21 protein-coding genes are annotated in these 24,724 nt (G+C 75.7%); 18 read left to right on the top strand and 3 right to left on the bottom strand.

The genetic code is table 11. The annotated features are described in order from the left end of the window. The first annotated feature begins 8 nt into the window (after positions 1-8). The 7 genes from CHC04_RS19920 (at position 9) to CHC04_RS19890 (ending at position 7,105) form a co-directional block, all read left to right on the top strand. Entirely contained in the window at positions 9-995 is a 987-nt protein-coding gene (locus CHC04_RS19920; RefSeq protein ID WP_217897464.1) for an AIM24 family protein, read from the top strand. A 72-nt stretch (positions 996-1,067) separates the two neighbouring features. After that, positions 1,068-2,831 (top strand): S9 family peptidase, encoded by a 1,764-nt coding sequence (locus CHC04_RS19915; protein ID WP_089405684.1) that lies wholly within the window; start codon positions 1,068-1,070, stop codon positions 2,829-2,831. Positions 2,832-2,910: 79 nt separating this feature from the next. Beyond that, positions 2,911-3,732: a TerD family protein gene (locus CHC04_RS19910; RefSeq protein ID WP_089405683.1), complete on the top strand. Its 822-nt coding sequence runs from the start codon at positions 2,911-2,913 to the stop codon at positions 3,730-3,732. A gap of 56 nt (positions 3,733-3,788) precedes the next feature. Further along, on the top strand, positions 3,789-5,003 hold the full coding sequence (locus tag CHC04_RS19905) for an alpha-hydroxy acid oxidase (protein WP_089405682.1): 1,215 nt from the start codon (positions 3,789-3,791) through the stop codon (positions 5,001-5,003). A 46-nt stretch (positions 5,004-5,049) separates the two neighbouring features. Further along, positions 5,050-6,051, top strand: coding sequence for an acetamidase/formamidase family protein (locus CHC04_RS19900; protein ID WP_089405681.1), 1,002 nt, complete (start codon positions 5,050-5,052; stop codon positions 6,049-6,051). Positions 6,052-6,064: 13 nt separating this feature from the next. Continuing rightward, positions 6,065-6,826 (top strand): SDR family NAD(P)-dependent oxidoreductase, encoded by a 762-nt coding sequence (locus CHC04_RS19895; protein WP_089405680.1) that lies wholly within the window; start codon positions 6,065-6,067, stop codon positions 6,824-6,826. A gap of 90 nt (positions 6,827-6,916) precedes the next feature. Further along, a complete protein-coding gene (locus CHC04_RS19890) occupies positions 6,917-7,105 on the top strand; it encodes a hypothetical protein (RefSeq protein ID WP_089405679.1) in 189 nt (62 codons plus the stop codon). A 134-nt stretch (positions 7,106-7,239) separates the two neighbouring features. Here the strand turns inward: CHC04_RS19890 and CHC04_RS19885 are convergent, their stop codons facing one another. Then, a complete protein-coding gene (locus tag CHC04_RS19885; RefSeq protein ID WP_089405678.1) occupies positions 7,240-7,896 on the bottom strand; it encodes an MBL fold metallo-hydrolase in 657 nt (218 codons plus the stop codon). Between the two features lie 48 nt (positions 7,897-7,944). Here CHC04_RS19885 and CHC04_RS19880 point away from each other — a divergent pair, with 48 nt between their 5' ends. Then, on the top strand, positions 7,945-9,357 hold the full coding sequence (locus tag CHC04_RS19880) for an amidase (protein WP_089405677.1): 1,413 nt from the start codon (positions 7,945-7,947) through the stop codon (positions 9,355-9,357). Positions 9,358-9,508: 151 nt separating this feature from the next. Further along, on the top strand, positions 9,509-12,406 hold the full coding sequence (uvrA, locus tag CHC04_RS19875) for an excinuclease ABC subunit UvrA (RefSeq protein ID WP_089405676.1): 2,898 nt from the start codon (positions 9,509-9,511) through the stop codon (positions 12,404-12,406). An 84-nt stretch (positions 12,407-12,490) separates the two neighbouring features. Here uvrA and CHC04_RS19870 read toward each other — a convergent pair whose 3' ends face one another. Together CHC04_RS19870 and CHC04_RS25380 are read right to left on the bottom strand one after the other, a co-directional pair. Continuing rightward, on the bottom strand, positions 12,491-13,138 hold the full coding sequence (locus CHC04_RS19870; protein ID WP_176450109.1) for a copper resistance CopC family protein: 648 nt from the start codon (positions 13,136-13,138) through the stop codon (positions 12,491-12,493). Positions 13,139-13,210: 72 nt separating this feature from the next. Beyond that, positions 13,211-14,638, bottom strand: a complete 1,428-nt coding sequence (locus CHC04_RS25380; RefSeq protein WP_089405674.1) for a DUF222 domain-containing protein — start codon at positions 14,636-14,638, stop codon at positions 13,211-13,213. A gap of 565 nt (positions 14,639-15,203) precedes the next feature. Between CHC04_RS25380 and CHC04_RS19860 the strand changes: the two genes are divergently transcribed. The 9 genes from CHC04_RS19860 (at position 15,204) to CHC04_RS19820 (ending at position 24,626) form a co-directional block, all read left to right on the top strand. Continuing rightward, on the top strand, positions 15,204-15,485 hold the full coding sequence (locus tag CHC04_RS19860; protein ID WP_089405673.1) for a hypothetical protein: 282 nt from the start codon (positions 15,204-15,206) through the stop codon (positions 15,483-15,485). 51 nt (positions 15,486-15,536) lie between these two features. Further along, positions 15,537-16,460: an alpha/beta fold hydrolase gene (locus CHC04_RS19855; protein ID WP_089405672.1), complete on the top strand. Its 924-nt coding sequence runs from the start codon at positions 15,537-15,539 to the stop codon at positions 16,458-16,460. A 28-nt stretch (positions 16,461-16,488) separates the two neighbouring features. Continuing rightward, on the top strand, positions 16,489-16,923 hold the full coding sequence (locus CHC04_RS19850; protein ID WP_217897463.1) for a helix-turn-helix domain-containing protein: 435 nt from the start codon (positions 16,489-16,491) through the stop codon (positions 16,921-16,923). 10 nt (positions 16,924-16,933) lie between these two features. Continuing rightward, positions 16,934-17,350, top strand: a complete 417-nt coding sequence (locus CHC04_RS19845; protein WP_089405751.1) for a VOC family protein — start codon at positions 16,934-16,936, stop codon at positions 17,348-17,350. Positions 17,351-17,633: 283 nt separating this feature from the next. Further along, entirely contained in the window at positions 17,634-19,685 is a 2,052-nt protein-coding gene (gene uvrC / locus CHC04_RS19840; protein WP_089405671.1) for an excinuclease ABC subunit UvrC, read from the top strand. Then, positions 19,682-20,665 (top strand): RNase adapter RapZ, encoded by a 984-nt coding sequence (gene rapZ, locus CHC04_RS19835; protein WP_245817527.1) that lies wholly within the window; start codon positions 19,682-19,684, stop codon positions 20,663-20,665. Before uvrC ends, rapZ begins: the two co-directional genes overlap by 4 nt. Further along, complete coding sequence (locus tag CHC04_RS19830; RefSeq protein ID WP_089405670.1) at positions 20,665-21,708, top strand: gluconeogenesis factor YvcK family protein; 1,044 nt, start codon at positions 20,665-20,667, stop codon at positions 21,706-21,708. Before rapZ ends, CHC04_RS19830 begins: the two co-directional genes overlap by 1 nt. Positions 21,709-21,751: 43 nt before the next feature. Further along, positions 21,752-22,726 (top strand): DNA-binding protein WhiA, encoded by a 975-nt coding sequence (whiA, locus tag CHC04_RS19825; RefSeq protein ID WP_204263308.1) that lies wholly within the window; start codon positions 21,752-21,754, stop codon positions 22,724-22,726. A gap of 217 nt (positions 22,727-22,943) precedes the next feature. Then, positions 22,944-24,626, top strand: a complete 1,683-nt coding sequence (locus CHC04_RS19820; protein ID WP_176450108.1) for a GGDEF domain-containing protein — start codon at positions 22,944-22,946, stop codon at positions 24,624-24,626. The last annotated feature ends 98 nt before the right edge of the window (positions 24,627-24,724 follow it).

Here is a 24,724-nt window from a genome sequence, read left to right as displayed (position 1 = left end):
GCGACGAGATGACCTACCCACCCGGCAACCCCTACGGCCAGCCGCAGGGCAACCCCTACGGCGGGCAGCAGGGCAACCCCTACGGCCAGCCCTACGGCCAGCCGCAGCCCCACGGCGGGCAGCCCCAGCCCTACGGGCAGCCGCAGCCCCCGTACGGCCAGCCCCAGCCCGGGTACGGCCAGCCGCCGCCCGGGTACGGCCAGCCGCCGCCGTACTCCGGCCAGCCGGCGCCCGGCGGTCAGCCGAGCTGGCAGCCGAGCACGCTCAACCCGCACACGCTGCCCGACGACGACAACGTCAACCCCTACGTGTTCTGCATCGCCCTCACCGGCGGTGAGTGGTTCATGAGCAAGGGCGCGATGCTGGCCTACTACGGCGACGTCCGGTTCGACGCCGTCACCGAGTACTCCTCGGTGCAGGCCTGGGTCGCCTCCCGGTTCTCCAGCCCCGTCTACATCTCCGACTGGGTGGTCGCGCAGGGCCACGGCAAGCTGCTCATCGGCGACCGCGGGTTCGACCTGAACTCCTACGACCTCGACGACGGCAACCTCACGATCAAGGCGAGCAACCTCTGCGCGTTCTCCAAGCAGCTGGAGCTCAAGCAGTCGATCGTGCCCGGCTTCGTCACCCTCATCGGCACGGGCAAGTTCATCGCCTCGTCCAACGGGCCGGTGATCTTCGTCGAGCCGCCGTTCCGGGCCGACCCCGACGCGCTGCTCGGCTGGGCCGACTGCCCGTCGCCGTCGGTGCACCACGACGCGCAGTGGATGACGCAGAACCTGCGCGGGATGATCTCCGGCGCGCTCGGCCGGGCCTCCGGTGAGGAGCGGCAGTACGACTTCACCGGGCAGGGCACGATCCTGCTGCAGTCCTCCGAGGTCGCCCGCGAGGACCCGGCGGTGCTGCGGCTGGTCGAGTCGCAGACGCAGCTGCTCACCAACAGCCAGGCCGGCTCGCTCGGCCAGCGGCTGATCGCCCGGGCCCAGCAGCAGTAGGCCGGTTTCCCGCGGCCCGGGTCCCGCGGGGACCCGGGCCGCGGGTGACCGCTGCACTACGCTCGGTGCGCCATGCGGCCCGCCGACCTCGCCCTCGTGCGCACGCCGGGCGCGCCCACCGTGTCACCGGACGGGCGGATGGCGGTGGTCGCCGTCGACCGGCCCGATCCCCGCACCGGCGCTCCCCTCGGGCAGCTGTGGGCGGTGCCCACCGACGGCTCCGCACCGCCCCGCGCGCTCACCTCCGGCGCCACCGACTCCGCGCCGGCCTTCTCGCCCGACGGCCGCTGGCTGGCCTACCTGTCCGCCGTCCCCGGTGACCCGCCGCAGGTGCACCTGCTGCCCACCGCCGGCGGCGCGCCCCGCCGGCTCACCGACGCCCCGCTGGGCGCCGGCGCGCCGGTGTGGTCCCCGGACTCCCGGCGGCTGGCCTGGGTCGCCCCCGTGCCCGACCCCGACGACGGGCCGCGGCTGGTCACCGGGCCGAGCACCCGCGCCGGCGTCCCGCGGACCTGCGTGGTCGTCCTCGACCTGCCCCCGGACCCGCTCGACGACACCGCGCCGCCCGCGCCGCGGCAGCTCACCGACGGCACCGCCTCCGACGCCGACGTCGCCTGGTCGCCCGACGGCGCCGCCCTCGCCTTCGTCTCCGCCCGGCACCCCGGTGCCGACCGCGACCGCGTCCGCGACGTGTACCTGGTCCCGCTCACCGGCGGCCGGCCGCGGCGGGTCACCCGCAGCAGCGGCGAGTGCCGGCAGCCGGTGTTCGACGCCTCCGGCACCACCCTCTGCGTCACCGCGCGCCCCGACCTGGGCCCCGACGGCCTCGACCTCGCCGCGTCGTCCCCGGCGCTGTGCCGGGTGCGGGTGTCCGGGGGCGAGCTCGAGCCACTGCTCGACGGCGTCGTCCACGACGGCGCGCCGGCGCTCGCCCCGGACGGCGGGGCGGTGCTGGTCGGCGTCGCGCGGCAGGGCGCGGTGGAGCTCGTGCGGGTGCCGCTCGACGGCGGCCCGCCCGCGGCGCTGGTCGACGGCCCGTTCACCGTGCGCGGCTGCGCCGCCGCGGCGGGGGTGGTCGTGGCGACCGTCGCCCACGACCGCTCCGCGGGGGAGCTGGTGGCGATCACGCCCGGCCGGCGCCGGCTGCTCACCGGCTTCGGCTCCGCGCTCGGTGCCACGGGCCGGCTGCACCGCACCGAGCAGCGCGCCGTCGTCGCGCCGGACGGCACCGAGCGCCGGCTGTGGGTGACCGTGCCCCCGGGGCCGGGTCCCCACCCGGTGCTGGTGGCCGTGACCGGCGGGCGGGCGCCCGGCTGGTCGCTGGCGGACGACGTGCAGGTGCTCGCCTCGGCCGGATACGCGGCGCTGCGCTGCGACGGCGACGTGCTCCCCCTGCTCGACGCCGCCCTCGCCGACCCGGCCCTCGACGCCGGCCGGGTCGGGCTCACCGGCGGGCCGGGCGCCGCGGCGCTGCTGACCCGCACCGACCGGTTCGCCGCCGCCGTCGTCGACTGGACCGACGCAGCGCCCGACGCGGACCCGGACGACGTCCCCCTCGACACGGGCGCCGTCGTCACGCCCACGCTGGGGGTGCAGGACGAGCGCTGCCCGGCAGGGGAGGGCCGGCGGCTGTTCGCCGCGCTCCAGCGGCGCCGGGTGCCCGGCGCGCTGCTGCTCGTCCCCGGTGACGGCACCCGGCACCGCCCGGCCCGGTTCGAGCACCTGCTCGACTGGTGGGACCGCTGGCTGCCCGTCGCGCCGCCGGGCACCGGCGATCCCGAGGACGACGACGTGGTGCACGGGCCGCAGGAGGGCGGCGCGGACCGCGGGCCGTGAGGGCCCCTAGGGTCAGGGCACGTACCCGCCGCTCAGCGAGCAGGGCCCCGTGCGCCGGGGACCTGCGGGAGGGCTCCCCTTGGTCGACTACACGAAGCGTCCGAAGTCCCCGCCGCCGCAGCCGCCGCCCCCGCAGCCGCCGGCCCAGCAGCCGCCGCCGGGACAGCCGTACGGGGCACCCCCGGCCCAGCCGCCGTACGGACAGCAGCAGTACGGGCAGCAGCAGTACGGGCAGCAGCCCCCGCCGGCCGGCGGCGTCAGCATGAGCAAGGTGTCGCTGACCAAGTCGGCGCCGTCGGTCTCGCTCACCAAGACAGCCGGCACCACCGGGATCCTGAGGGTCAACCTCAACTGGAACTCCAGGCCCGGCGGCGCCGGCGGCGGTGGCGGGTTCCTCAAGCGGCTCGCCGGGGCGGCCGGCGGCGGCGCCATCGACCTCGACCTCGGGTGCCTGTACGAGTACGCCGACGGCTCCAAGGGCGTCATCCAGGCCCTCGGCAACGCCTTCCGCGGGCAGCACAACCTGGGCAACGGGCAGTCGATCGCGTGGCTGGACGGCGACGACCGCTCGGGGTCGACCGCCGGCGGGGAGAACCTGCTCATCGACCTGCAGCACACGCAGCTGATCCGGCGGATCCTCGTGTTCGCGTTGATCTACGAGGGCGTGCCGAACTGGGGTCAGGCCGACGCCGTCGTCACGATGTACCCGGCGTCCGGGCCGCAGATCGAGGTGCGGCTCGACGAGCACGACCCGCGGGCCCGCATCTGCGCCATCGCGATGATCCAGAACCAGGGCGGTCAGCTCGTCGTCAACCGCGAGGTGCGCTACGTGCACGGCGGCCAGGACGTGCTCGACCGCACCTACGGCTGGGGCATGGACTGGACCCCCGGCCGCAAGTGAGCCGCTGAACCGCCGGGCCGGCGGGGCACCTGCACGACGACGGAAGGGGATCCCCCGTGGTGGAGCGCAGGCTGCCCCGCTGGTCCGAGGTGGGCGAGCTGGTCCGCCCGCGCCGGCCGCCCGGCGACGCCACCGACCGGCGGCTCGCCCGCGCGGCGAGCATCGGCGACCTGCGCGAGCTCGCCCGCCGGCGGGCACCGCGCGCCGTCTTCGACTACACCGACGGCGCCGCCGGGGCGGAGATCGCGCTGCGGCGCGCCCGCGAGGCGTTCCGGCGGGTCGAGTTCCGGCCCAGCGTGCTGCGCGACGTCTCCGTCGTCGACCCCTCGACGGTGCTCCTCGGCCGGCCGTCGGCGCTGCCGCTGGCGTTCGCGCCGACCGGTTTCACCCGGCTCATGCACACCGAGGGCGAGACGGCGGTGGGCCGGGTGGCCGAGCGGGTCGGCATCCCGCACGCCCTGTCGACCATGGGGACCACGACGATCGAGGAGCTGGCGGCCGCCGCACCCGCCGTGCGCCGCTGGTTCCAGCTCTACCTGTGGCGGGACCGCGCGGCCAGCGCCGCGCTGGTCGAGCGGGCCGCCGCGGCCGGGTACGAGGCGCTCGTCCTGACCGTGGACACCCCGGTGGCCGGCCCACGGCTGCGTGACGTGCGCAACGGCCTGACCATCCCGCCCGCGCTGACCCTGCGGACCGTCGCCGACGCCGCCGTCCACCCCCGCTGGTGGATCGACCTGCTCACCACCGAGCCGCTGGAGTTCGCCTCGCTGCGCTCCTGGGGCGGCACGGTCGCCGAGCTCGCCGACCGCGTCTTCGAGCCGGCCGCCACGCCGGACGACGTCCGCGCGCTGCGGCAGACCTGGTCCGGCGCGCTGGTGGTGAAGGGGGTGCAGACGGCGGAGGACGCGCGGGTGGTCGTGGACGCCGGGGCCGACGCGGTCGTCGTCTCCAACCACGGCGGACGCCAGCTGGACCGCGCGCCCACCCCGCTGGAGGAGCTGCCCGCGGTGGTGGCCGCGGTCGGCGACCGTGCCGAGGTCTACCTCGACGGCGGCATCCTGGACGGCGCGGACGTGGTGGCCGCCGTCGCCCTCGGGGCCCGCGGCTGCCTGGTGGGCCGGGCCTACCTGTACGGGCTCATGGCCGGCGGCGAGCGCGGGGTGCAGCGGGCCGCGGACATCCTGGCCGGGGACGTCACCCGGACCCTGCGGCTGCTCGGCGTGACCTCGATCGCCGAGCTGACGCCGGACCGGGTGCGGCTGCGCGACTGACCGGCGCCGGTTGCCCTGCCCACCTGCGAGTTCCTAGGGTGCGGCGATGGACGTCGTCGAGGTCGTTCCCCGGTTCGAGCAGTACGCGTTCACCTTCGGCGGCGTCGCTCCCCTGATGCGGATCAGGCCCGGCACGGCGCTGCGGGTCTGGTCCGACGACGCGTTCTGCGGCGCGCTGCAGAAGCCGACCGACCTGTCCGCGGAGAAGGTCGACCTGCGGTTCGTGAACCCGCAGACCGGCCCCTTCCACGTCGAGGGCGCCGAGCCGGGGGACACCCTGGCGCTGCACTTCGTCGCGATGGAGCCGGCGCGCGACTGGGGCGCCTCCGCGGCGATCCCGTTCTTCGGCGGGCTCACCAGCACCGACCGGACGGCGACCCTGCAGGAGCCGCTGCCGGACACGACCTGGATCTACGAGCTCGACCGGGCGGCGAACACGGTGACCTTCGCCGCGCGGCACAGCGAGCTGCAGGTGGCGCTGCCGGTGGCGCCGATGCTGGGCACGGTCGGGGTCGCCCCGCCGGGCGGCGAGGTGCGCAGCTCGCTGGTGCCCGAGCGCTTCGGCGGCAACATGGACTCCCCGCAGATGCGGCCCGGCACCACCTGCTTCCTCGGCGTCAACGTCGAGGGGGCGCTGTTCTCGATCGGCGACGGGCACTACCGCCAGGGCGAGGGCGAGGCGTGCGGCACCGCCGTCGAGGGCGCGATGACCACCACGCTGGTCGTGGAGCTGGTGAAGGGCGGGGCGCCGCTGTGGCCGCGCCTGGAGGACGACACGCACTGGATGACCGTCGGGTCGAGCCGGCCGCTCGAGGACGCCTGGCGGATCGGGCAGGTCGAGCTGGTGCGGTGGTTCGGCGAGCTGTACGGGCTGCACCCGATGGACGCCTACCAGCTGCTGTCCCAGATCACCGAGGTGCCGATCGCGAACGTGGTCGACGCGAACTACAGCACCGTGGTGAAGGCCCGCAAGTCGCTGCTGCCCCGCGCCGCCGCCTACGACGGGCTGCACGACGACCTCCGCCGCCGCGCGGCGTCCCTGCTCTGACCGGGAGGACCCCATGGACCTGCAGCTCACCGGCTCCCGCGTGCTCGTCACCGGCGGCACCCGCGGGATCGGCCGCGCGATCGTTGACAGCTTCGTCGACGAGGGCGCCGTCGTGGAGTTCTGCGCCCGCGACGCCGCGGAGATCGAGGCGACGCAGAAGGCGGTCGCCGAGCGCGGCGGCCGGGCGACCGGCGTGCGGCTCGACGTCCGGGACGGGCCGGCCCTGACCGGCTGGGTCGAGGCCGCCGCCGGCCGGCTCGGCGGGCTCGACGCCGTCGTCGCCAACGTCAGCGCGCTGGCGGCCGGGCCGGGGGAGGAGAACTGGTACGCCTCCTTCGAGGTCGACCTCATGCACACCGTCCGGCTGGCCACCGCCGCGCTGCCGCACCTGGAGGCCAGCCCGAACGGGTCGATCGTCGCGGTCTCCAGCGTCTCCGGGCGCGAGGCCGACTTCGCCGCCGGCCCCTACGGGACGATGAAGACGGCGATCGTCGGCTACGTCTCCGGGCTGGCGTTCCAGCTGGCCGGGCGGGGGGTGCGCGCCAACGTCGTCTCGCCGGGCAACACGTACTTCGAGGGCGGCTTCTGGCAGGGCATCGAGAACGGGAACCCGGAGCTGTTCGCCTCGTCGCTGGCGCTCAACCCCACCGGCCGCATGGGGACGGCGGAGGAGATGGCCCGCGCCGTGGTCTTCCTGTCCAGCCCGGCGTCGAGCTTCACGACCGGCACCAACCTCGTCGTCGACGGCGCCCTCACCCGCGGCATCCAGCTCTGAGCGTCGGGTCGGCGGCTGGACCGCTCCCGGGTCCACCGCGCCCTCCCGGGCTCCGTTGCGCCCGGTCACCGGGCCGAGGAGCCTCGGCGCATGCCGTTCCACTACTTCACCGACGCCGACCGGCAGGCCATGCGCGACGCGGCCGAGGAGATCCGGGTCTACTGGGACCTGGTGGATCGGTACACGGTGTGGCGAGAGCCTGACGACGGGCCGGTCACGCGGGGACAGCTGGAGATCATGGGCGGGCTGCGGAAGATCGACCCGAACCGCCGGAAGTAGCGGTCACGCCACCTCCTGCCGGTGCCGAGGCCACTGAGGACACATCCGGCGTCGAGGTCGAGGGCCACCGGACGCCGGGCGTGGGACTGGCGCAGTCGTGGTGCCTGGAGTACCGGGTGCGGACGCGGTAGCGCTCACCAGCCCCGGGCGCGCCACTCCGGCAGCGACGGGCGCTCGGCGCCCAGCGTCGTGTCCTTCCCGTGGCCGGGATAGACCCAGGTGTCGTCGGGCAGGGCGCCGAAGAGCCGCTGCTCGACGTCGTCGATCAGGCTGCTGAAGTCCTCCGGCGACCAGGTCTTCCCGACCCCGCCGGGGAAGAGGCTGTCGCCGGTGAAGGCGTGCGTGCCGGCGTCGCCCGGGCCGCGCCAGACCAGCGTGATGCTGCCGGGCGTGTGCCCGCGCAGGTGCACCACCTCGAGCGCCTGCTCACCGACCTCGACGGTGTCGCCGTGGGCCACGGTGCGGTCGACCGGCACCGGGAGGTCGCCGGCGTCGGCGGCGTGCGCCACCGTCCGCGCCCCGGTGGCCGCGACGACGTCGGGCAGCGCGCGGTGGTGGTCCCAGTGCCCGTGCGTGGTGACGACGGTGCGCAGGTCGGCGTCGCCGATCAGCGCGCGCAGCGTCTCCGGCTCGGCCGCGGCGTCGACGAGCAGCGCCTGCCCGGTGGCGGTGCAGCGCAGCAGGTAGGCGTTGTTGGCCATCTCGCTGACCGCGACCTTGCTGATCACGAGGCCGGGCAGCTCCCGCACGTCGGCCGGGCCACCCACCTCGACGTCGCCGGTGTAGGTCATCGGGCCTCCGTTCGAGAAGTGTCGGCGATCGCGGTTACGGTCGCGCCCATGGACGCTAGCGGAGGTCCCGGCGGCGGCCGGGTCGTCGGTCTGCCCGCCACCGAGATCGCCGCGCGGGTCCGCTCCGGCGAGGTCTCCGCCGTCGAGGTGGTCCGCGCGCACCTGGCCCACCTCGCCGACGTCGAGCCGCGGATCGGCGCGTTCCGCGTGGTCCGCGAGCAGGCGGCCCTGGCCGAGGCGGCGGCGGTCGACGCCCGGCCCGACCGCGCGTCCCTCTCGCTGGCCGGCGTCCCGGTGGCGGTGAAGGACAACCTGGCCGTCGCCGGCGAGACGGTCACCGACGGCTGCGCCGACCACCCCGGGGTGGAGGCCGTGGCCGACCACGAGGTCGTCGCCCGGCTGCGCGCCGCCGGGGCCGTCGTCGTCGGCGTCACCCGGGTGCCCGAGCTGTGCCTCTACGCCGCCACCGACGGGCCGGGCACCGTCACCCGCAACCCGTGGGACACCGCCCTGTCGCCCGCCGGGAGCTCCGGCGGCAGCGCGGCCGCCGTCGCCGCCGGCGTCGTGCCGCTGGCCCTGGGCAACGACGGGATGGGCTCCCTGCGGCTGCCGGCCGCCGCCTGCGGGCTGGTCACGCTCAAGCCCGGCCGCGGGCTGGTGCCCACCCTGCCGCTCGACTGGGACGGCATGGTCGAGAACGGCGTGCTGGCCACCACCGTCGCCGACCTCGCGCTCGGCACCGCCGTGCTCGCTGGGCAGTTGCCGGCCGCCCCGCCCGACCCGGGCCGGCCGCTGCGCGTCGCCGTCGCCCGCCGGTCTCCGGTCCCCGGCGCCCGCCCCGACGGCCCGGCCCGCGCCGCGGTGGAGCGGACGGCGCGGCTGCTGCGCGGCGCCGGTCACGTCGTGGTCGAGCGCGAGCCGGTGGTGCCGCTCGACGCGGCGGTCGGCGGCCTCGCCCGCTGGTTCGCCGGTGCGCACGACGACGCCGCCGCGCTCGGGCTCGACCACGCGGCGCTGCAGCCGCGCAGCCGTGGTCACGCCCGCCTCGGCCGGCTGGCCCGGCGCGCCGGCCTGGTCCGGCCGGCCACGGCCGAGCGGTTCCGGGCGCGGACGGCGGCGTTCTTCGCCGAGCACGACCTCGACGTGCTGCTCAGCCCCATCACCAACGGCCCGCCGCTGCCGGCGCGGCCCTGGCACGAGCGCGGTGTGTGGGCCAACGTCACGGCCGGCGCCCGCTGGGGCCCGTGGGCCTCGCCGTGGAACCTGGCCGGGTTCCCCGCCGCCGTCGTGCCGGTGGGGACCCGGCCCGAGGGGGTGCCGGTGGCCGTCCAGCTGGTCGGCCCCCCGGGCAGCGAGACGCGACTACTCTGGCTGGCCGGAGAGCTGGAGCGCCGGCAGCCCTGGCGGCGGCACGCGCCGGTCTTCGACCCCGCCGGAGCGCCGTCGCCGGCTCCCGTCTGAGCACACCCGCAGCAGACGGCAACGTCGCCGTCGTCACGGATTGCGCCCGGGCAGTGACGGCGTTGCCCGTATCGACATCTCGACACTGCCACCACATCACCATGCAGGGCCCGGCGAGACCGGCCGGCCCGGCTGACCGACAGGGATCACATTGGACCGTCTCGTCGTCCGCGGCGCCCGTGAGCACAACCTCAAGGACGTCCACCTCGACCTGCCCCGCGACGCCCTGATCGTCTTCACCGGGCTGTCCGGGTCGGGCAAGTCGAGCCTGGCCTTCGACACGATCTTCGCCGAGGGCCAGCGGCGCTACGTCGAGTCGCTGTCGGCCTACGCCCGCCAGTTCCTCGGCCAGATGGACAAGCCCGACGTCGACTTCATCGAGGGCCTGTCCCCGGCGGTGTCGATCGACCAGAAGTCGACCAACCGCAACCCGCGCTCGACCGTCGGCACGATCACCGAGGTCTACGACTACCTGCGGCTGCTCTACGCCCGCGCCGGCCAGCCGCACTGCCCCAACTGCGGCAAGCCGATCTCGCGGCAGACGCCGCAGCAGATCGTCGACCAGGTGCTGGCGATGGAGGAGGGCACCCGCTTCCAGGTGCTCGCCCCGGTCGTGCGCGCCCGCAAGGGGGAGTACGTCGACCTGTTCAGCTCGCTGCAGACCCAGGGCTTCTCCCGGGTCCGGGTCGACGGCACGGTGCACCCGCTGACCGAGCCGCCGAAGCTGAAGAAGCAGGAGAAGCACACCATCGAGGTCATCGTCGACCGGCTGACGGTGAAGGAGAGCGCGAAGCGCCGCCTCACCGACTCGGTCGAGACGGCGCTCGGCCTGGCCGGCGGCCTGGTGGTCCTCGACTTCGTCGACCTGCCCGAGGGCGACCCCGAGCGCGAGCGAACCTTCTCCGAGCACCTGGCCTGCGTCGACGACGGCCTGTCGTTCGAGGCGCTCGAGCCGCGCAGCTTCTCGTTCAACTCGCCGTTCGGCGCCTGCCCCGAGTGCACCGGCATCGGCACCCGCAAGGAGGTCGACCCCGACCTGGTCGTCCCCGACCCGGAGAAGAGCCTCGCCGAGGGTGCGGTCGCCCCGTGGGCCGGGTCGATGAGCAACGAGTACTTCCAGCGGCTGCTGTCCGGGCTCGCCGACCAGCTCGGCTTCTCCATGGACACCCCGTGGGAGAAGCTGCCGGCCAAGGTACAGAAGGCCGTGCTGCACGGCTCGCCGGACCAGGTGCACGTCCGCTACAAGAACCGCTACGGCCGCGAGCGCAGCTACTACGCCGCGTTCGAGGGCGTGCTGCCCTTCCTCGAGCGGCGGCACGAGGACACCGACAGCGACTACATGCGGGACAAGTACGAGGGCTACATGCGCGACGTGCCCTGTCCCGTCTGCCACGGCACCCGGCTGAAGCCGGAGATCCTCGCCGTCAAGCTCAACGGCCGATCGATCGCCGAGGTCACCGGCCTGTCGATCGGCGAGGCGGCCGACTGGCTGCGCGCGCTGGAGCTCGGCGAGCGCGAGCGGGCGATCGCCGACCGCGTCCTGAAGGAGATCCAGGCGCGGCTGTCGTTCCTCGTCGACGTCGGCCTGGACTACCTGTCCCTCGACCGGCCGGCCGCGACGCTGGCCGGTGGTGAGGCGCAGCGGATCCGGCTGGCCACCCAGATCGGTTCGGGCCTGGTCGGCGTCCTCTACGTCCTCGACGAGCCCTCGATCGGGCTGCACCAGCGCGACAACACCCGGCTGATCGAGACGCTGGTGCGGCTGCGCGACATGGGCAACACGCTGATCGTCGTCGAGCACGACGAGGACACCATCAAGACCGCCGACTGGGTGGTCGACATCGGCCCCGGCGCCGGCGAGCACGGCGGTGAGGTGATCGTCAGCGGCACCGTGGAGGAGCTGCTGGCCAGCGAGCGGTCGATGACCGGGCAGTACCTGTCCGGCCGCCGGGAGATCACCGTGCCGAAGGTGCGGCGGCAGCCGCAGCCCGGCCGCGAGCTGGTGGTCAAGGGCGCCCGTGAGCACAACCTCAAGGGCGTCGACGTGACGTTCCCGCTCGGCCTGCTGGTCGGGGTCACCGGGGTGTCCGGGTCGGGCAAGTCCAGCCTGGTGAACGACATCCTCTACACGGTGCTGGCCAACCAGCTCAACCGGGCGCGCATGGTGCCCGGGCGGCACCGTACGGTCACCGGCCTGGAGCACCTGGACAAGGTGGTGCACGTCGACCAGTCGCCGATCGGGCGCACGCCGCGGTCCAACCCGGCCACCTACACCGGCGTCTGGGACCAGGTCCGCAAGCTGTTCGCGCAGACGTCGGAGGCCAAGATCCGCGGCTACCAGCCGGGGCGCTTCTCCTTCAACGTCAAGGGCGGGCGCTGCGAGGCGTGCTCCGGCGACGGCACCATCAAGATCGAGATGAACTTCCTGCCGGACGTCTACGTCCCGTGCGAGGTGTGCAAGGGCGCCCGGTTCAACCGGGAGACCCTCGAGGTGCACTACAAGGGCAAGACGGTCGCCGAGGTCCTCGACATGCCGATCGAGGAGGCCGCGGACTTCTTCGCCGCGATCCCGTCGATCTCGCGCTACCTGCGCACCCTCACCGACGTCGGGCTGGGCTACGTGCGGCTCGGCCAGCCGGCGACGACGCTGTCCGGCGGCGAGGCGCAGCGGGTGAAGCTGGCCAGCGAGCTGCAGAAGCGGTCCAACGGCCGCAGCGTGTACGTCCTCGACGAGCCGACCACCGGCCTGCACTTCGAGGACATCCGCAAGCTGCTGCTGGTGCTGCAGGGCCTGGTCGACAAGGGCAACTCGGTCATCGTCATCGAGCACAACCTCGACGTGATCAAGAGCGCCGACTGGCTCATCGACATGGGTCCCGAGGGCGGGTTCCGCGGCGGCACGGTGGTGGCCGAGGGGCCGCCGGAGTTCGTGGCGTCGGTGCCCGAGTCGCACACCGGCCGCTACCTGGTGCCGCTGCTCGACCCCGCGGCGGTCGAGGCCGCCGCGGCCGGCCCGAAGAAGCGGGCCACCCGCAAGCGCGCCAGCTGACGCCTCCTGCACGACGGCGCCGGTCCCGGGACGTGCCCGGAGCCGGCGCCGTCGCGTCTCGGGCCTCGGCTGCGCTGCGGCGGCTCAGCCGCGGCGGCGGAGCCGGAGGACGACCACCGCGCCGACGGCGAGCAGGGCCACCGCGACGGCAGGGAGCACCCAGCCGGGGAGGCCCCCGTCGTCGGACGACGCGGACGCGGTGTCGGTCCCGGTGGCCGGGGCTGCCTCGTCGGGCGTGGGTGTCGGCGGGGCGGTGGTCGGCGGGGCGGTGGTCGGCGGGGCGGTGGTCGGCGGGGCGGTGGTCGGCGGGGTGGTGGTCGGTGCGGCGCTGCTCGGGATCGGTGCGGCCGGGGCGAACTCGAACCCGAAGGTGCCCTCCAGGGTGTGACCGTCGTCGGACACCGCCGACCAGGTGACGGTGTGCCGGCCCGCTGCGGTCAGCGTGACCGGCGCGGTGAGGACGGCGCCGTCGTGCGCCACCGGCCCGGACCCCACGGACGTGCCGTCGGGCCCGGCCACCGTGACCTCACCGCCGAGCACGGAGGCGCTGAAGGTGAGCGTCACCGCCTGCGGGGCGGTGGTGACGCTCGTGTCGGCCGTCGGCTCGGTGGCCCGCAAGGCGGTGTGCGCCGATGCGGTGCCGGGCGCGGCCAGGAGGAGGCCCAGGACGAGCACCACCGTCGCCAGGAGGCGCGCCGGTGGGGCGGGGGAGCGAGCGACGGCCGGCGACACGGGACCTCCAGGGGCACGGGTGTTCACGTGCATGGTCGTCGCCGGAGGCCGTGCGGTTCCCGCTGGTCCCTCTCAAGGTCCGGTGGCGTCGTCGCTCAGTAGGGCGGTGGGGCGGTGGTGGCCGGTGCAGTAGCCGGCCAGGTTGGCCGCGGTGGTCGGCCCGGCGGGCCGGAGGGTGTGGTGGTCGAGTTCGCCGCGGCGGGGGACGGGGTGGCGGCAGCCGATGAAGCGGCAGCAGCGGTCGCGGGCGCGCACGTACCGGTCCAGGCCTGCGGCGGGCCGGTAGCCGGGGCTGGCGCCGGGGGCGACGAGGCCGGTGCCGGCGCGGGCGGCCTGCCGCAGGGCGGGCAGGTCGGTGAGGGCCAGCAGGGCGCCGGTGAGGGTGTCGGTGAGGGCGAGGCGGGGCCGGTCGGCCAACCCGCCGCCGGCGGTGCGGCCGAGCAGGCCGGCGAGGTCGGCACGGGCCTGATCGGTGGCTGCGGCCAGTGCGGTCAGCGCGTCGGGCGCGGCCGAGACGCGGCCGGCGGGGCCGGCTGCCCAGGTGGTCTCCTCGGCGGTGTCGGCGCGCTCGGCGGTGGCCACCAGGCGGCGGGCGTGGCCGAGGGCGCGGTCGAGGGTGAGCAGGGCGGTGCTCGCGTCGTCGACGGCGCGGTCGGCGCGCGCCCACCACCCGTCCGGGACGGGCGAGACAGGGCGGTCCGGGGGTGGGTCGTCGGGCCCGGTGTCGGGTGGTGGTCCGTCCTCGTCGAGGTAGCAGGGGGCCGGTTCGGCGTCGAACTTCCCGGCCAGGATGCGGCGCTCCATCTCCTCCATCCAGCGTGCGAAGTCCTCCTCCTCGGACACAACCGCGGACGTGCACGCCGTGCCGGTCGGCGCCGTGCCGGTCGACGCCGTGCCGGTGGGCCCCGGATCGGTGGGCTCGGTGTCGGTGGCGGCGTCGATCCGGTGGCCGGTGAGGGCGGCGAGCAGCGCGCGGACCACCTCGGCGGGGACCACCTGCCCGTCGATCTCGCACGCGGCGTCTCCGCCGAGCAGCGCCCCGGCCGGGGCGACCACGGTGAGAGCCACCTGCACCGGCGGCAGCCCGCACTCGCCGGGGCGCAGCACCAGCTCCAGCAGGCAGTCGGCCATCTCCTGCCCCCTGGTGCGCCCATCGGCCGGGTCGGCGGGCAGCGCGTCGGCGTAGGCGCCCAGCGCCGCGAGCAGCGTGGCGGCCTCCGGCGTGGTCAGCAGCGCCGACACCACCGACATGCCGTCCACCCGGTCCGGGCGGGCGGACACGCCGCGCCGGCGGACGGCGCGGGCCAGGTCGCGGGCGGCGTCGCGGGCGGCGTGGGCGAGCACCATCCGGCGCACCTTGTCGCCCAGCTGCGCCGGGGTGGTCACCGACCGGCCGGCCAGCCACGAGAGCAGCTCCGATTCCACCCGGGCGCGCAGCGCGTCCTCCGCGATCGGCGCCACGTGCTCGAGCAGGCACCACAGGTGCCCGACGTGCAGCACCCCCGGCCTGCAGCGCGGCCAGCACCCGCGGCAGCCGGTGCACCAGCGTGAGGGAGCGGACCAGCTCCTCCTCCGCCCGCTGGGTGCTCACGTTCAGCGCGATCGCCAGCTCGGAGGTCGCCCACTCGCTCACCGGGCGCAGCACCTCCGCCCGAGAAGCCCACCGCTCCGCCGCCATCGCACCCGCCTCACCGGGCTGCCGATCGGCCGACGCCGGCCGCGACGCGGCAAAGGCAGCGATCGCCCGCGCCCGCAGCGCCGTCTGCCGGCCGATCTCCCGGTCGGCGGCCTGCACCGCGCCCAGCGGCCCCGACGCCCAGCCCACCGGGGGCTGGGCGACCGCCAGGACCTCCGTCACGGATCGATCATATGTTCTAACAAGCGGTCGATCATGCTGTGTGCGGAGGGAAACCGCTGCTCAGAGGCGAACAGCGGTGTCGTCCGCGAGTCCGAGCCGCCCGGTGATCACCCCTTGAGCAGAACCGGCCCCGGCCCGTATCGTCGCTGTGACCGGCGTCACGCCGTCGATCGGGCGTGACGGGGTCCTGCGATGGAGGAGACGCCGATGAGCGCGCTCACGCCCGACTGCGATCCCGACCTGTCCCACTGCGGCAAGCCCGCGCACAGGTCCGGGGGCGTGCGCTCCACCCTCGTCCTCCTCGCGCTGGTGACCGTCGCCGCGCTGGCGGTCACGGGCGACGCCGTCCCCGGAACCGTCGCCGTCCTGGCCGGCGGGGTGGGGCTGGTCGCGGCGCTCGTGCTCGGTGCCCGCGTCGTCCGGCTCGCCCAGCGGGCCGCCGCAGCGGTGACGCTTCCGGCGCTGAGCCGGTCCCGCGCCACCGGCTGACCCGGGTGGGGCAGGCTGACCTCCGACGACGAGTCCGAGGAGGCCTGCTCCATGACCGAACCCACCTTCGTCCCCGCCGCCGACGGCGCGCGGCTGGCCGAGCGCCGCTGGACGCCCGACGGCGAGGTCCGCGCCACCGTCCAGGTCGTGCACGGGCTCTCCGAGCACGCCGGCCGCTACGGCCGGCTGGCGTCCGCGCTCACCGCCCGGGGCTTCGCCGTCGCCGCGCTCGACCAGCGCGGGCACGGGCTCACCGCGCGGTCCACCGGGCCCGGCCGCTTCGGCGACCCCGCGGCCGGGCACGCGGCCACCAGCGACGCCGTCCTCGACGACGTCCGCGACCTCGGGGACCGGCTGGCCGCCGACCACCCCGACGTCCCGCGGTTCCTGCTCGGCCACTCCCTGGGCTCGGTCGTGGCGCTGGCCTCGGCCGAGCGCGACGGCGGCCACCTCGACGGGCTGGTGCTCTCCGGTCCCATCGGCGTCGCCCCGCACTTCGCCGCCGCGGCCGAGCAGCTGGCGGCCGCGGTCGCGGGCGGCATGGGGGAGCAGCCGATGGACGCCCTCAGCGGGTTCAACGCGGCCTTCGAGCCCGCCCGCACGCCGTACGACTGGCTCAGCCGTGACCCGGCCGAGGTCGACGCCTACCTCGCCGACCCGCTCTGCGGCGACGACGTGCCGCCCACCCACGGCTACGGCGCCGCGATGTTCGCCCTCGCCGCCCGGGTGGCGAGTCCCGAGGCGGTGGCCGGCCTGCCGGCCGGGCTGCCCGTGCTGGTCCTGTCGGGACAGCGCGACCCGGTCGGCGGGGACGACGCCGCCCAGGTCACCGCGCTCGCCGGGCTGCTGCGCGAGCGCGGCCTGCCGGTCGAACAGCACGTCTACCCCGACGCGCGGCACGAGGTCTTCAACGAGACCAACCGCGACGAGGTGACCACCGACCTGCTCTCCTGGCTCGAGGACCACCTGCCCTGACGGCGCCGGGTCCCAGGGGGACGACACCGTGAGCAGGGCCGGCGAGGACTCCAACCGGCGGATGCTGCGCGCCCGGGACGCCATGGACCGCAGCTACGGCGAGCCGCTCGACGTCGCCGCGCTGGCCCGGATCGCGCACGTCTCGCCGGCGCACTTCAGCCGCACCTTCCGGGCCACCTTCGGGGAGACGCCCAACAGCTACCTGCGGCGACGGCGGGTGGAGCGGGCCATGTTCCTGCTGCGCAGCACCGACCGCTCGGTCACCGACGTCTGCCTGGCGGTCGGCTTCTCCAGCCTGGGCACGTTCAGCCGGGTGTTCACCGAGATCGTCGGCGAGCCGCCGAGCGCCTACCGGCGGCGCGGGCCGCTGGCGCCGGTGCCCTCGTGCTTCGGGATGCGCTGGCTGCGGCCCAGCGAGAAGACAGCAGTTCCGGAGAAGCCCGCCGACGGTGGCGGCCCCTAGCGTCCTGCGCATGCTGACCTCGATCTCGATCACCTCCCTCTACGTGCTGGACCAGGACCAGGCGCTGGACTTCTACGTCGGCAAGCTGGGCTTCGAGGTCCAGACCGACCAGCAGTTCGGGCCGATGCGCTTCCTCACCGTCGCCCTGCCGAGCGACCCCGGGCACGCCGTGCTGCTCGAGCGGCCCGCCCCGCCGTCGGTGAGCGCGGAGGTCGCCGACACGGTGCGCGACCTGGTCACCAAGGGCGCCGGCGGTGGGCACCTGTTCCTCACCACCGACGACGCGCACAAGGCCCACGCCGAGCTGAAGGCGAAGGGCGTCGAGCTGCCCGAGGAGCCGGTCGTGCAGCCGTACGGCATCGACTTCGGCCTGCGCGACCCGTTCGGCAACTCGGTGCGCATCGCCCAGATGACGCCGGCCGGCTGACCCCCGGCAACCCGACGGTGTCGGCGGCGCCCCCGAGCAGCAGGACGTCGGGGCCGCCGCCCACCCGCTCGGTCCGGACGTCGAGGCCGCCGGTGCGGACGTGGGTGCCCATGGCCGCGCTCCTCCCGGGTGGCCGCCCCCCGCGCGGCCGAGGACGGTGCCCGGACCCGTGGGACAGGGCCGGAGGTCCCCGGGGGCCCGTGGAGGCCGCCGGAATGCCACCGGTGTGGTTCCCGGGACGGGAGACGGGCGGACCGTCGTCCTCCCCACCTAGTGTGGATGCGTGCCCGACCCGTCCACGTACCGACCGGCGGTCGGCTCCATCCCCGAGTCGCCGGGGGTCTACAAGTTCCGCGACCCCAACGGCCGCGTCGTCTACGTCGGCAAGGCCAAAAACCTCCGCCAGCGGCTGAACAGCTACTTCGCCGACGTCGCCGGCCTGCACCCGCGCACCCGCCAGATGGTGACGACGGCGGCCGCCGTCGAGTGGACCGTCGTCGGCACCGAGGTCGAGGCCCTCCAGCTCGAGTACAACTGGATCAAGGAGTTCGACCCCCGGTTCAACGTCCGGTACCGCGACGACAAGAGCTACCCGTCGCTGGCCGTGACGCTCAACGAGGAGTACCCGCGGCTGCAGGTCATGCGCGGGCCCAAGAAGAAGGGCGTCCGCTACTTCGGCCCCTACGCCCACGCCTGGGCCATCCGCGAGACGCTCGACACCCTCACCCGCGTCTTCCCCGCCCGCACCTGCTCCAACGGCGTCTTCAAGCGCGCCGGGCAGATCGGCCGGCCCTGCCTGCTCGGCTACATCGGCAAGTGCGCCGCGCCGTGCGTGGGCCGGGTCAGCGCCGAGGAGCACCGGCAGATCGTCGACGACTTCTGCGACTTCATGGCCGGCCGCACCGACCTCATGGTCAAGCGGCTGGAGCGGGAGATGACCGAGGCCGCCGAGGCCATGGAGTACGAGAAGGCCGCCCGGCTGCGCGACGACCTCGGCGCGCTCAAGCGCGCGATGGAGAAGCAGGCCGTCGTCCTCGGCGACGGCACCGACGCCGACGTCGTCGCCTTCGCCCAGGACGAGCTCGAGGCCGCCGTCCAGGTCTTCCACGTCCGCGGCGGGCGGGTCCGCGGCCAGCGCGGCTGGATCATCGACAAGGTCGAGGAGGTCACCACCGGCGAGCTGGTCGAGCAGTTCCTGCTGCAGGTCTACGGCGGCGTCGACGAGGCCACCGGCGTCACCGAGGGCGGCGAGGCGGTGCCCAAGGAGGTGCTCGTCCCCGAGCTCCCCGACGACGCCGACGTCTACGAGGAGCTGCTCGGCGAGCTGCGCGGCTCCCGGGTGTCGCTGCGGGTGCCGCAGCGCGGTGACAAGCGCAGCCTCATGGAGACCGTCGAGCGCAACGCCAAGGAGGCCTTCGCCCGCCACCGGGTCAAGCGCTCCAGCGACCTCACCGCCCGCTCGCTCGCGCTGTCGGAGCTGCAGGAGGCCCTCGAGCTGCCCGAGGCGCCGCTGCGCATCGAGTGCATCGACGTCTCGCACGTGCAGCAGACCGACGTCGTCGCCTCGATGGTCGTCTTCGAGGACGGGCTGCCCAAGAAGTCCGACTACCGGCGCTTCTCCGTCCAGCACGGCACCGACGACACCGCGGCCATGGCCGAGGTGGTGCGCCGCCGATTCGCCCGCCACCTCAAGGAGGAGGCCGACCGCCGCGACGAGCAGGGGGTCGCCGCGGAGGAGGGCCGGCCGCGCCGGTTCGCCTACCCGCCGAACCTGCTCGTCGTCGACGGCGGCGCCCCGCAGGTGGCCGCGGCGGCGCGCTCCCTCGACGAGCTCGGCGTCGTCGACGTCGCCGTCTGCGGGCTGGCCAAGCGCATGGAGGAGGTGTGGCTGCCCGGCGAGTCCGACCCGGTGGTCCTGCCGCGCACCTCCGAGGCGCTGTACCTGCTGCAGCGGGTGCGCGACGAGGCCCACCGGTTCGCGATCACCTACCACCGGCAGAAGCGGTCGGTGAGCATGCTGGTCTCTCTCCTGGACGACGTCCCCGGTCTCGGGGAGACGCGGCGGAAGGCGCTGATGAAGCAGTTCGGGTCGCTCAAGCGGCTGCGCGCGGCCACGGTCGAGGAACTCGTGGCGGTGCCCGGCATCGGCCGGCGCACGGCCGAGGCGGTGCTGGCCGCCGTCGCCGAGCCCGCGGAGGCCCCCACCGGGCCGGCGGGGGAGGGTCCCGCCGAGCAGGTCGTGGAGAGCACCACGGCGCCGGCCGGCCCGGCGCAGCGGGGCACGCCCACCCCCGGCGCCGGCGCCACCGCCGAGGTCGGCCGGGTCGCCTCGTGAGCGGGGACCGGATGACCGGCACCGGCCCCGACGCCCCGACCGCCGGGTCGGCCGCGCGCGAGGGGCAGGCCGGCCCGCAGGCCGACGTCCCCGCCGGGCTCGACGGCACGAGCACCGAGACGCCGCCGGTCGAGGTCGTCGTCGTCACCGGCCTGTCGGGCGCGGGCAAGAACAGCGCCGGGCGGGTGATGGAGGACCTCGGCTGGTACGTCGTGGAGAACCTGCCGCCGGCGCTGCTGCTGCCGATGGTCGAGCTCGGCGCCCGCGGCGACGTGCGCCGCTTCGCCGCCGTCGTCGACGTCCGCAGCCGGGCCTTCTCCAGCGACCTGCAGGAGGCCATCCGGGTGCTCGCCGAGGCCGGGCACCGCCCGCGGGTGGTGTACGTGCACGCCCGCGACGAGGTGCTGGTGCGCCGCTACGAGTCCAACCGGCGCGAGCACCCGCTGCAGGGCTCCGGGCGGCTCATCGACGGCATCACCGCCGAGCGGGCGCTGCTCACCGGCATCGCCGGCGAGGCCGACCTGTGGGTGGACACCAGCGACCTCAACGTCCACCAGCTGCGCGCCACCCTGGAGAACGCCTTCGCCCGCGAGGGCCGCACCCCGCCGCTGACGGCGACCGTGCTCAGCTTCGGCTTCAAGTACGGCCTGCCGCTGGACGCCGACCTCGTCGTCGACGCCCGCTTCCTGCCCAACCCGCACTGGCTGCCCGAGCTGCGGCCGCACACCGGGCAGGACCCCGACGTGCGCGACTACGTCCTCGGCCAGCACGACGCCGGGCCCTTCCTCGACCGCTACACCGAGGTGCTGCGGCTGCTCATCCCCGGCTACCGGCGCGAGGGCAAGCGCTACCTGACGCTGGCGGTCGGCTGCACCGGCGGCAAGCACCGCAGCGTCGCCATCGCCGAGGAGTTCGCCCGCCGGCTGGCCGCCGACGGCATCGACGCGGTCGCGCGCCACCGCGACCTGGGCCGCGAGTAGTGGGCGGCCCGAAGGTCGTCGCGTTCGGCGGGGGCCACGGCCTGGCCGCCGCGCTGGCCGCCTGGCGCCGGATCACCCCCGACCTCACCGCCGTGGTCACCGTGGCCGACGACGGCGGCTCCTCCGGCCGCATCCGCCGGGAGATGCCGGTGCTGCCGCCCGGCGACCTGCGCATGGCGCTGGCCGCCCTCGCCGACGACGAGGGCGGCCGCCAGGAGATGGCCCGGCTGCTGCAGCACCGGCTCGGCGGCTCCGGCGCGCTCGCCGGCCACCCGGTGGGCAACCTCGTCCTCACCGGGCTGGTCGAGCTGCACGGCGGGGACACCGTGCGCGCGCTCGACGCCGTCTGCGCGCTGCTGCGCACCCGCGGCCGGGTGCTGCCGATGGCCGACGTCCCGCTCGACCTCGTCGCGCGCGTGGAGACCGTCGACCCCGACGACCCCGCGCGCACCCGCACCATCCGCGGGCAGGTGGCCATCGCCTCCACCCCCGGCCGGGTCCGGGAGATCCTGGTGTCGCCGCCGGACCCGCCGGTGCACCCCGACGTGCTCGAGGCCATCGCCGCCGCCGACGTCGTCTCGCTCGGTCCCGGCTCGTGGTACACCTCGGTGCTGCCGCACCTGCTGGTGCCGCGCCTGCGGGAGGCGCTGGCCGCCAGCCGTGCCCGCGTGGTCGTCGTGCTCAACCTGGAGCCCCAGCCCGGGGAGACCGACGGGTTCTCCCCGGAGGAGCACCTGCGGGTGCTGCAGGCCCATCTGGGCGGAGTGGCGCTGCACACCGTGATCGCGGATGTGGACTCGGTGGTTGACCGCTGTGGTCTCCTGTCAGCGGTGCGCGAGTGCGGCGCCGAGCTCGTGCTCGCTCCGGTGGCCGAGTCCGGCGGGTCCCCGCGGCACGACCCCGGCCGGCTGGCCGCGGCGCTGGCCCCGGTGGCCGGGGCGCCGACGGCGGGCCGGCCGGAGGTCGGGCAGGGGGAGGGCACACACGTCGCAACCGGTGCACCAGGACCGGTGGTGCCCGGACGGTTCGAGGGGGAGAGGTGACGCCGATGAGGGCGCCGCAGCGGAAGGAGTGGTCGTCGTGGCGATGACGGCCATGGTCAAGGACGAGTTGTCCCGGGTGGAGTGCACGCGGACCTCCGAGCGCAAGGCCGAGGTCACCGCGCTGCTCCGCTTCTCCGGGGGGCTGCACATCGTGGGCGGCCGCGTGGTGATCGAGGCCGAGCTGGACACCGGCTCGGTCGCCCGCCGGCTGCGGCGGGACATCAGCGAGGTCTACGGCTACACCAGCGGGGTCAGCGTGCTCGCCGGCGGCAACATCCGCCGCGGCGTGCGCTACCTCGTCCGGATCGCCAAGCACGGCGAGGGCCTGGCCCGCCAGACCGGCCTGGTCGACCAGCGCGGCCGCCCGGTGCGCGGCCTGCCGCCGTCGGTCGTGTCCGGCAGCATCAACGACGCCGAGGCCGCGTGGCGGGGCGCCTTCCTCGCCCACGGCTCGCTCACCGAGCCGGGCCGCTCGTCCTCGCTCGAGGTGACCTGCCCCGGGCCCGAGGCGGCCATGGCGCTGGTCGGCGCGGCCCGCCGGCTGGGCATCGCGGCCAAGGCCCGCGAGGTGCGCGGCGCCGACCGGGTCGTCGTCCGCGACGGCGACGCGATCAGCGCACTGCTCACCCGGATGGGCGCCCACGACGCGGTGCTGGCCTGGGAGGAGCGGCGGATGCGCCGCGAGGTCCGCGCCACCGCCAACCGGCTGGCCAACTTCGACGACGCCAACCTGCGGCGCTCGGCACGCGCGGCCGTGGCCGCCTCGGCCCGGGTCGAGCGGGCGCTGGAGATCCTCGCCGACGACGCCCCCGAGCACCTGCTGGTCGCCGGGCGGCTGCGCCTCGAGCACGGGCAGGCCTCGCTGGAGGAGCTCGGCCAGCGCGCCGACCCGCCGATGACCAAGGACGCCGTCGCCGGCCGCATCAGGCGGCTGCTGGCCATGGCCGACAAGCGGGCCAAGGACCTCGGCATCCCCGACACCGAGTCGGTGGTCACCGAGGACATGCTGGCCCAGTAGCAGAAGGACCCCTCCGCCCCCACCGCTCGCAGGCTCGCGGCGGGACCCTGCAGAGGGGCCGTTCCATCCGCTCACCCGGGGCGCCCTCCGCCGTCGCGGAGGGCGCCCCGGTGCGTTCACCCGGCCGGGTGAGGCCGGCTCCAGGGGGGCGCGGCGGCCGTCGATGCACGCACCAGTGGCGCGCAGTCGGTCGCGCCCTCGCAGCGAGGGGCCCGGGATGAGCGCGGCGCAGTGGGCGCTGGTGTTCGCGTGCGCGGCGCTGGTCGCCTCGTGCACGGCGGCGCTGGCCTGGAGCCGGCGCTCCCGCACCCCCGCCGCCACCGCGCTGGCGGTCACCATGTCCGGTGTCGCCGTCTGGTCGGCCGCCGACGTGCTGCTCCACGGCGTCGGGTCCGACGGGGTGGTCGAGGCCTACCCGCCGCTGCTGCTGGCCTCCGTCGGGCTGGTGGTCGTGGGCACCTACGTCCTCGCCCGCACCGTGTCCGACCCCTCCTGGCGGCTCGGCCGCCGGGCGGCCCTGCTGCTGGCGGTCGAGCCGGTCCTGCTCGTGGTCACCGCCACGCTCCCGGCGACGCGTGACCTGGTGATGTCCGGCCTGACCCCGGCCGACGGCGCGGGCGAGGGCCGGGTGACCTTCGGGCCGCTGTTCCTGGCCCACACCGCCTACTCCTACGCCCTCGTCGTGGTCGCCTACGCCCACCTGGTCCGCCGGTACCGGCACGCGGCGGGCGTCTTCCGCCGGCAGATCGCGGTCCTGCTCTCGTCGGCGCTGGTGTCCAGCGTCGGCAACGTCGTGTCGGTCGGCAGCCAGCTCGACGGCAGCGGCATCGACGTCACCCCCCTGTTCTTCCTGGTCACCGGGCTGGTCGACTGCTGGGCGATCTTCCGCGTGGGCCTGCTGCGGATGGTGCCGGTCGCCCGGGAGCAGGTGGTCGAGACCGTCCCCGACGCGGTGCTCGTCGTCGACCCCGGCGGTGTCCTCATCGACTGCAACCCCGCCGCGACCCGGATGCTGCGGCGGCTGCGCCCCGAGCTCGGCGGCGACCTCGTGGGCCGGGCCCTGACCGACGTCGCCGGCCCCCGGGCGGTCGCCGTCCTCGACGGCACCGAGCGCCGCGACGGGCACCGCGTCGCGCAGGTGCGGCCGGGCCTGTGGCTCGACGTGCGCGACTCGGCGGTCAGCGACCCGCGGGGCCGGCCGCTGGGGCGCATCCTCGTCGTCCGCGACGTCTCCGAGCAGCAGGAGCGGCAGGCCGCCATCGAGGCGCTCAACGCCCGCCTCGCCGAGCAGGTGGAGGTCATCGAGCGGCTGCGCGCCGAGCTCGCCGAGGAGGCCGTGCGCGACCCGCTGACCGGCCTGCACAACCGGCGCCACCTCGACCGCGCGCTCGGCGCCGACCTGGCCTCGCGGCCGCGCACCGGCCGGCTGTCGGTGCTGCTCGTCGACGTCGACCACTTCAAGTCCGTCAACGACCGCCTCGGCCACGCCGCGGGGGACCGGGTCCTCACCGCGGTCGCGCGGACCCTCGCCGGCGCCGTCCGCGAGGGCGACACCGCCGCGCGCCTCGGCGGTGAGGAGTTCGTGCTGGTGCTGCCGGGCGCGGGCCGCGAGCAGGCCCTCGAGCGGGCCGAGCAGGTCCGCCGGGCGATCGCCGGGCAGCGGCAGTCCCTCGACGGCGAGGACGTCGGCGTCACCGTCAGCATCGGCGTGGCCGTCTGCCCGGCCGACGGCGCCTCCGCCCCGGCGCTGCTGGAGGCCGCCGACCGCGCGCTCTACACCGCCAAGGCCACCGGCCGCGACCGCGTCGTCGCCGACCCCGCCGCCCCCGTACCGGCCGCCGACGTCCCCGCCCCGGCCCCCGCGGCCGACGACGTCGCCGAGCTGGTCCCCGGCGGCTGAGGGCTCGCCCGGACGGCTGCCGCCGGGGCCGATAGGGTCGTCGCCGACGCAAGCCGCGCGCCCGCGCGGCCGACGCACGCGACGGCGCCGGACGGCGC

The organism is Geodermatophilus saharensis (genome assembly GCF_900188205.1).
Lineage (GTDB): Bacteria > Actinomycetota > Actinomycetes > Mycobacteriales > Geodermatophilaceae > Geodermatophilus > Geodermatophilus saharensis.
The sequence above is the reverse complement of the archived record's forward strand: the minus strand, read 5'-3'. Positions and strand labels throughout refer to the sequence as shown.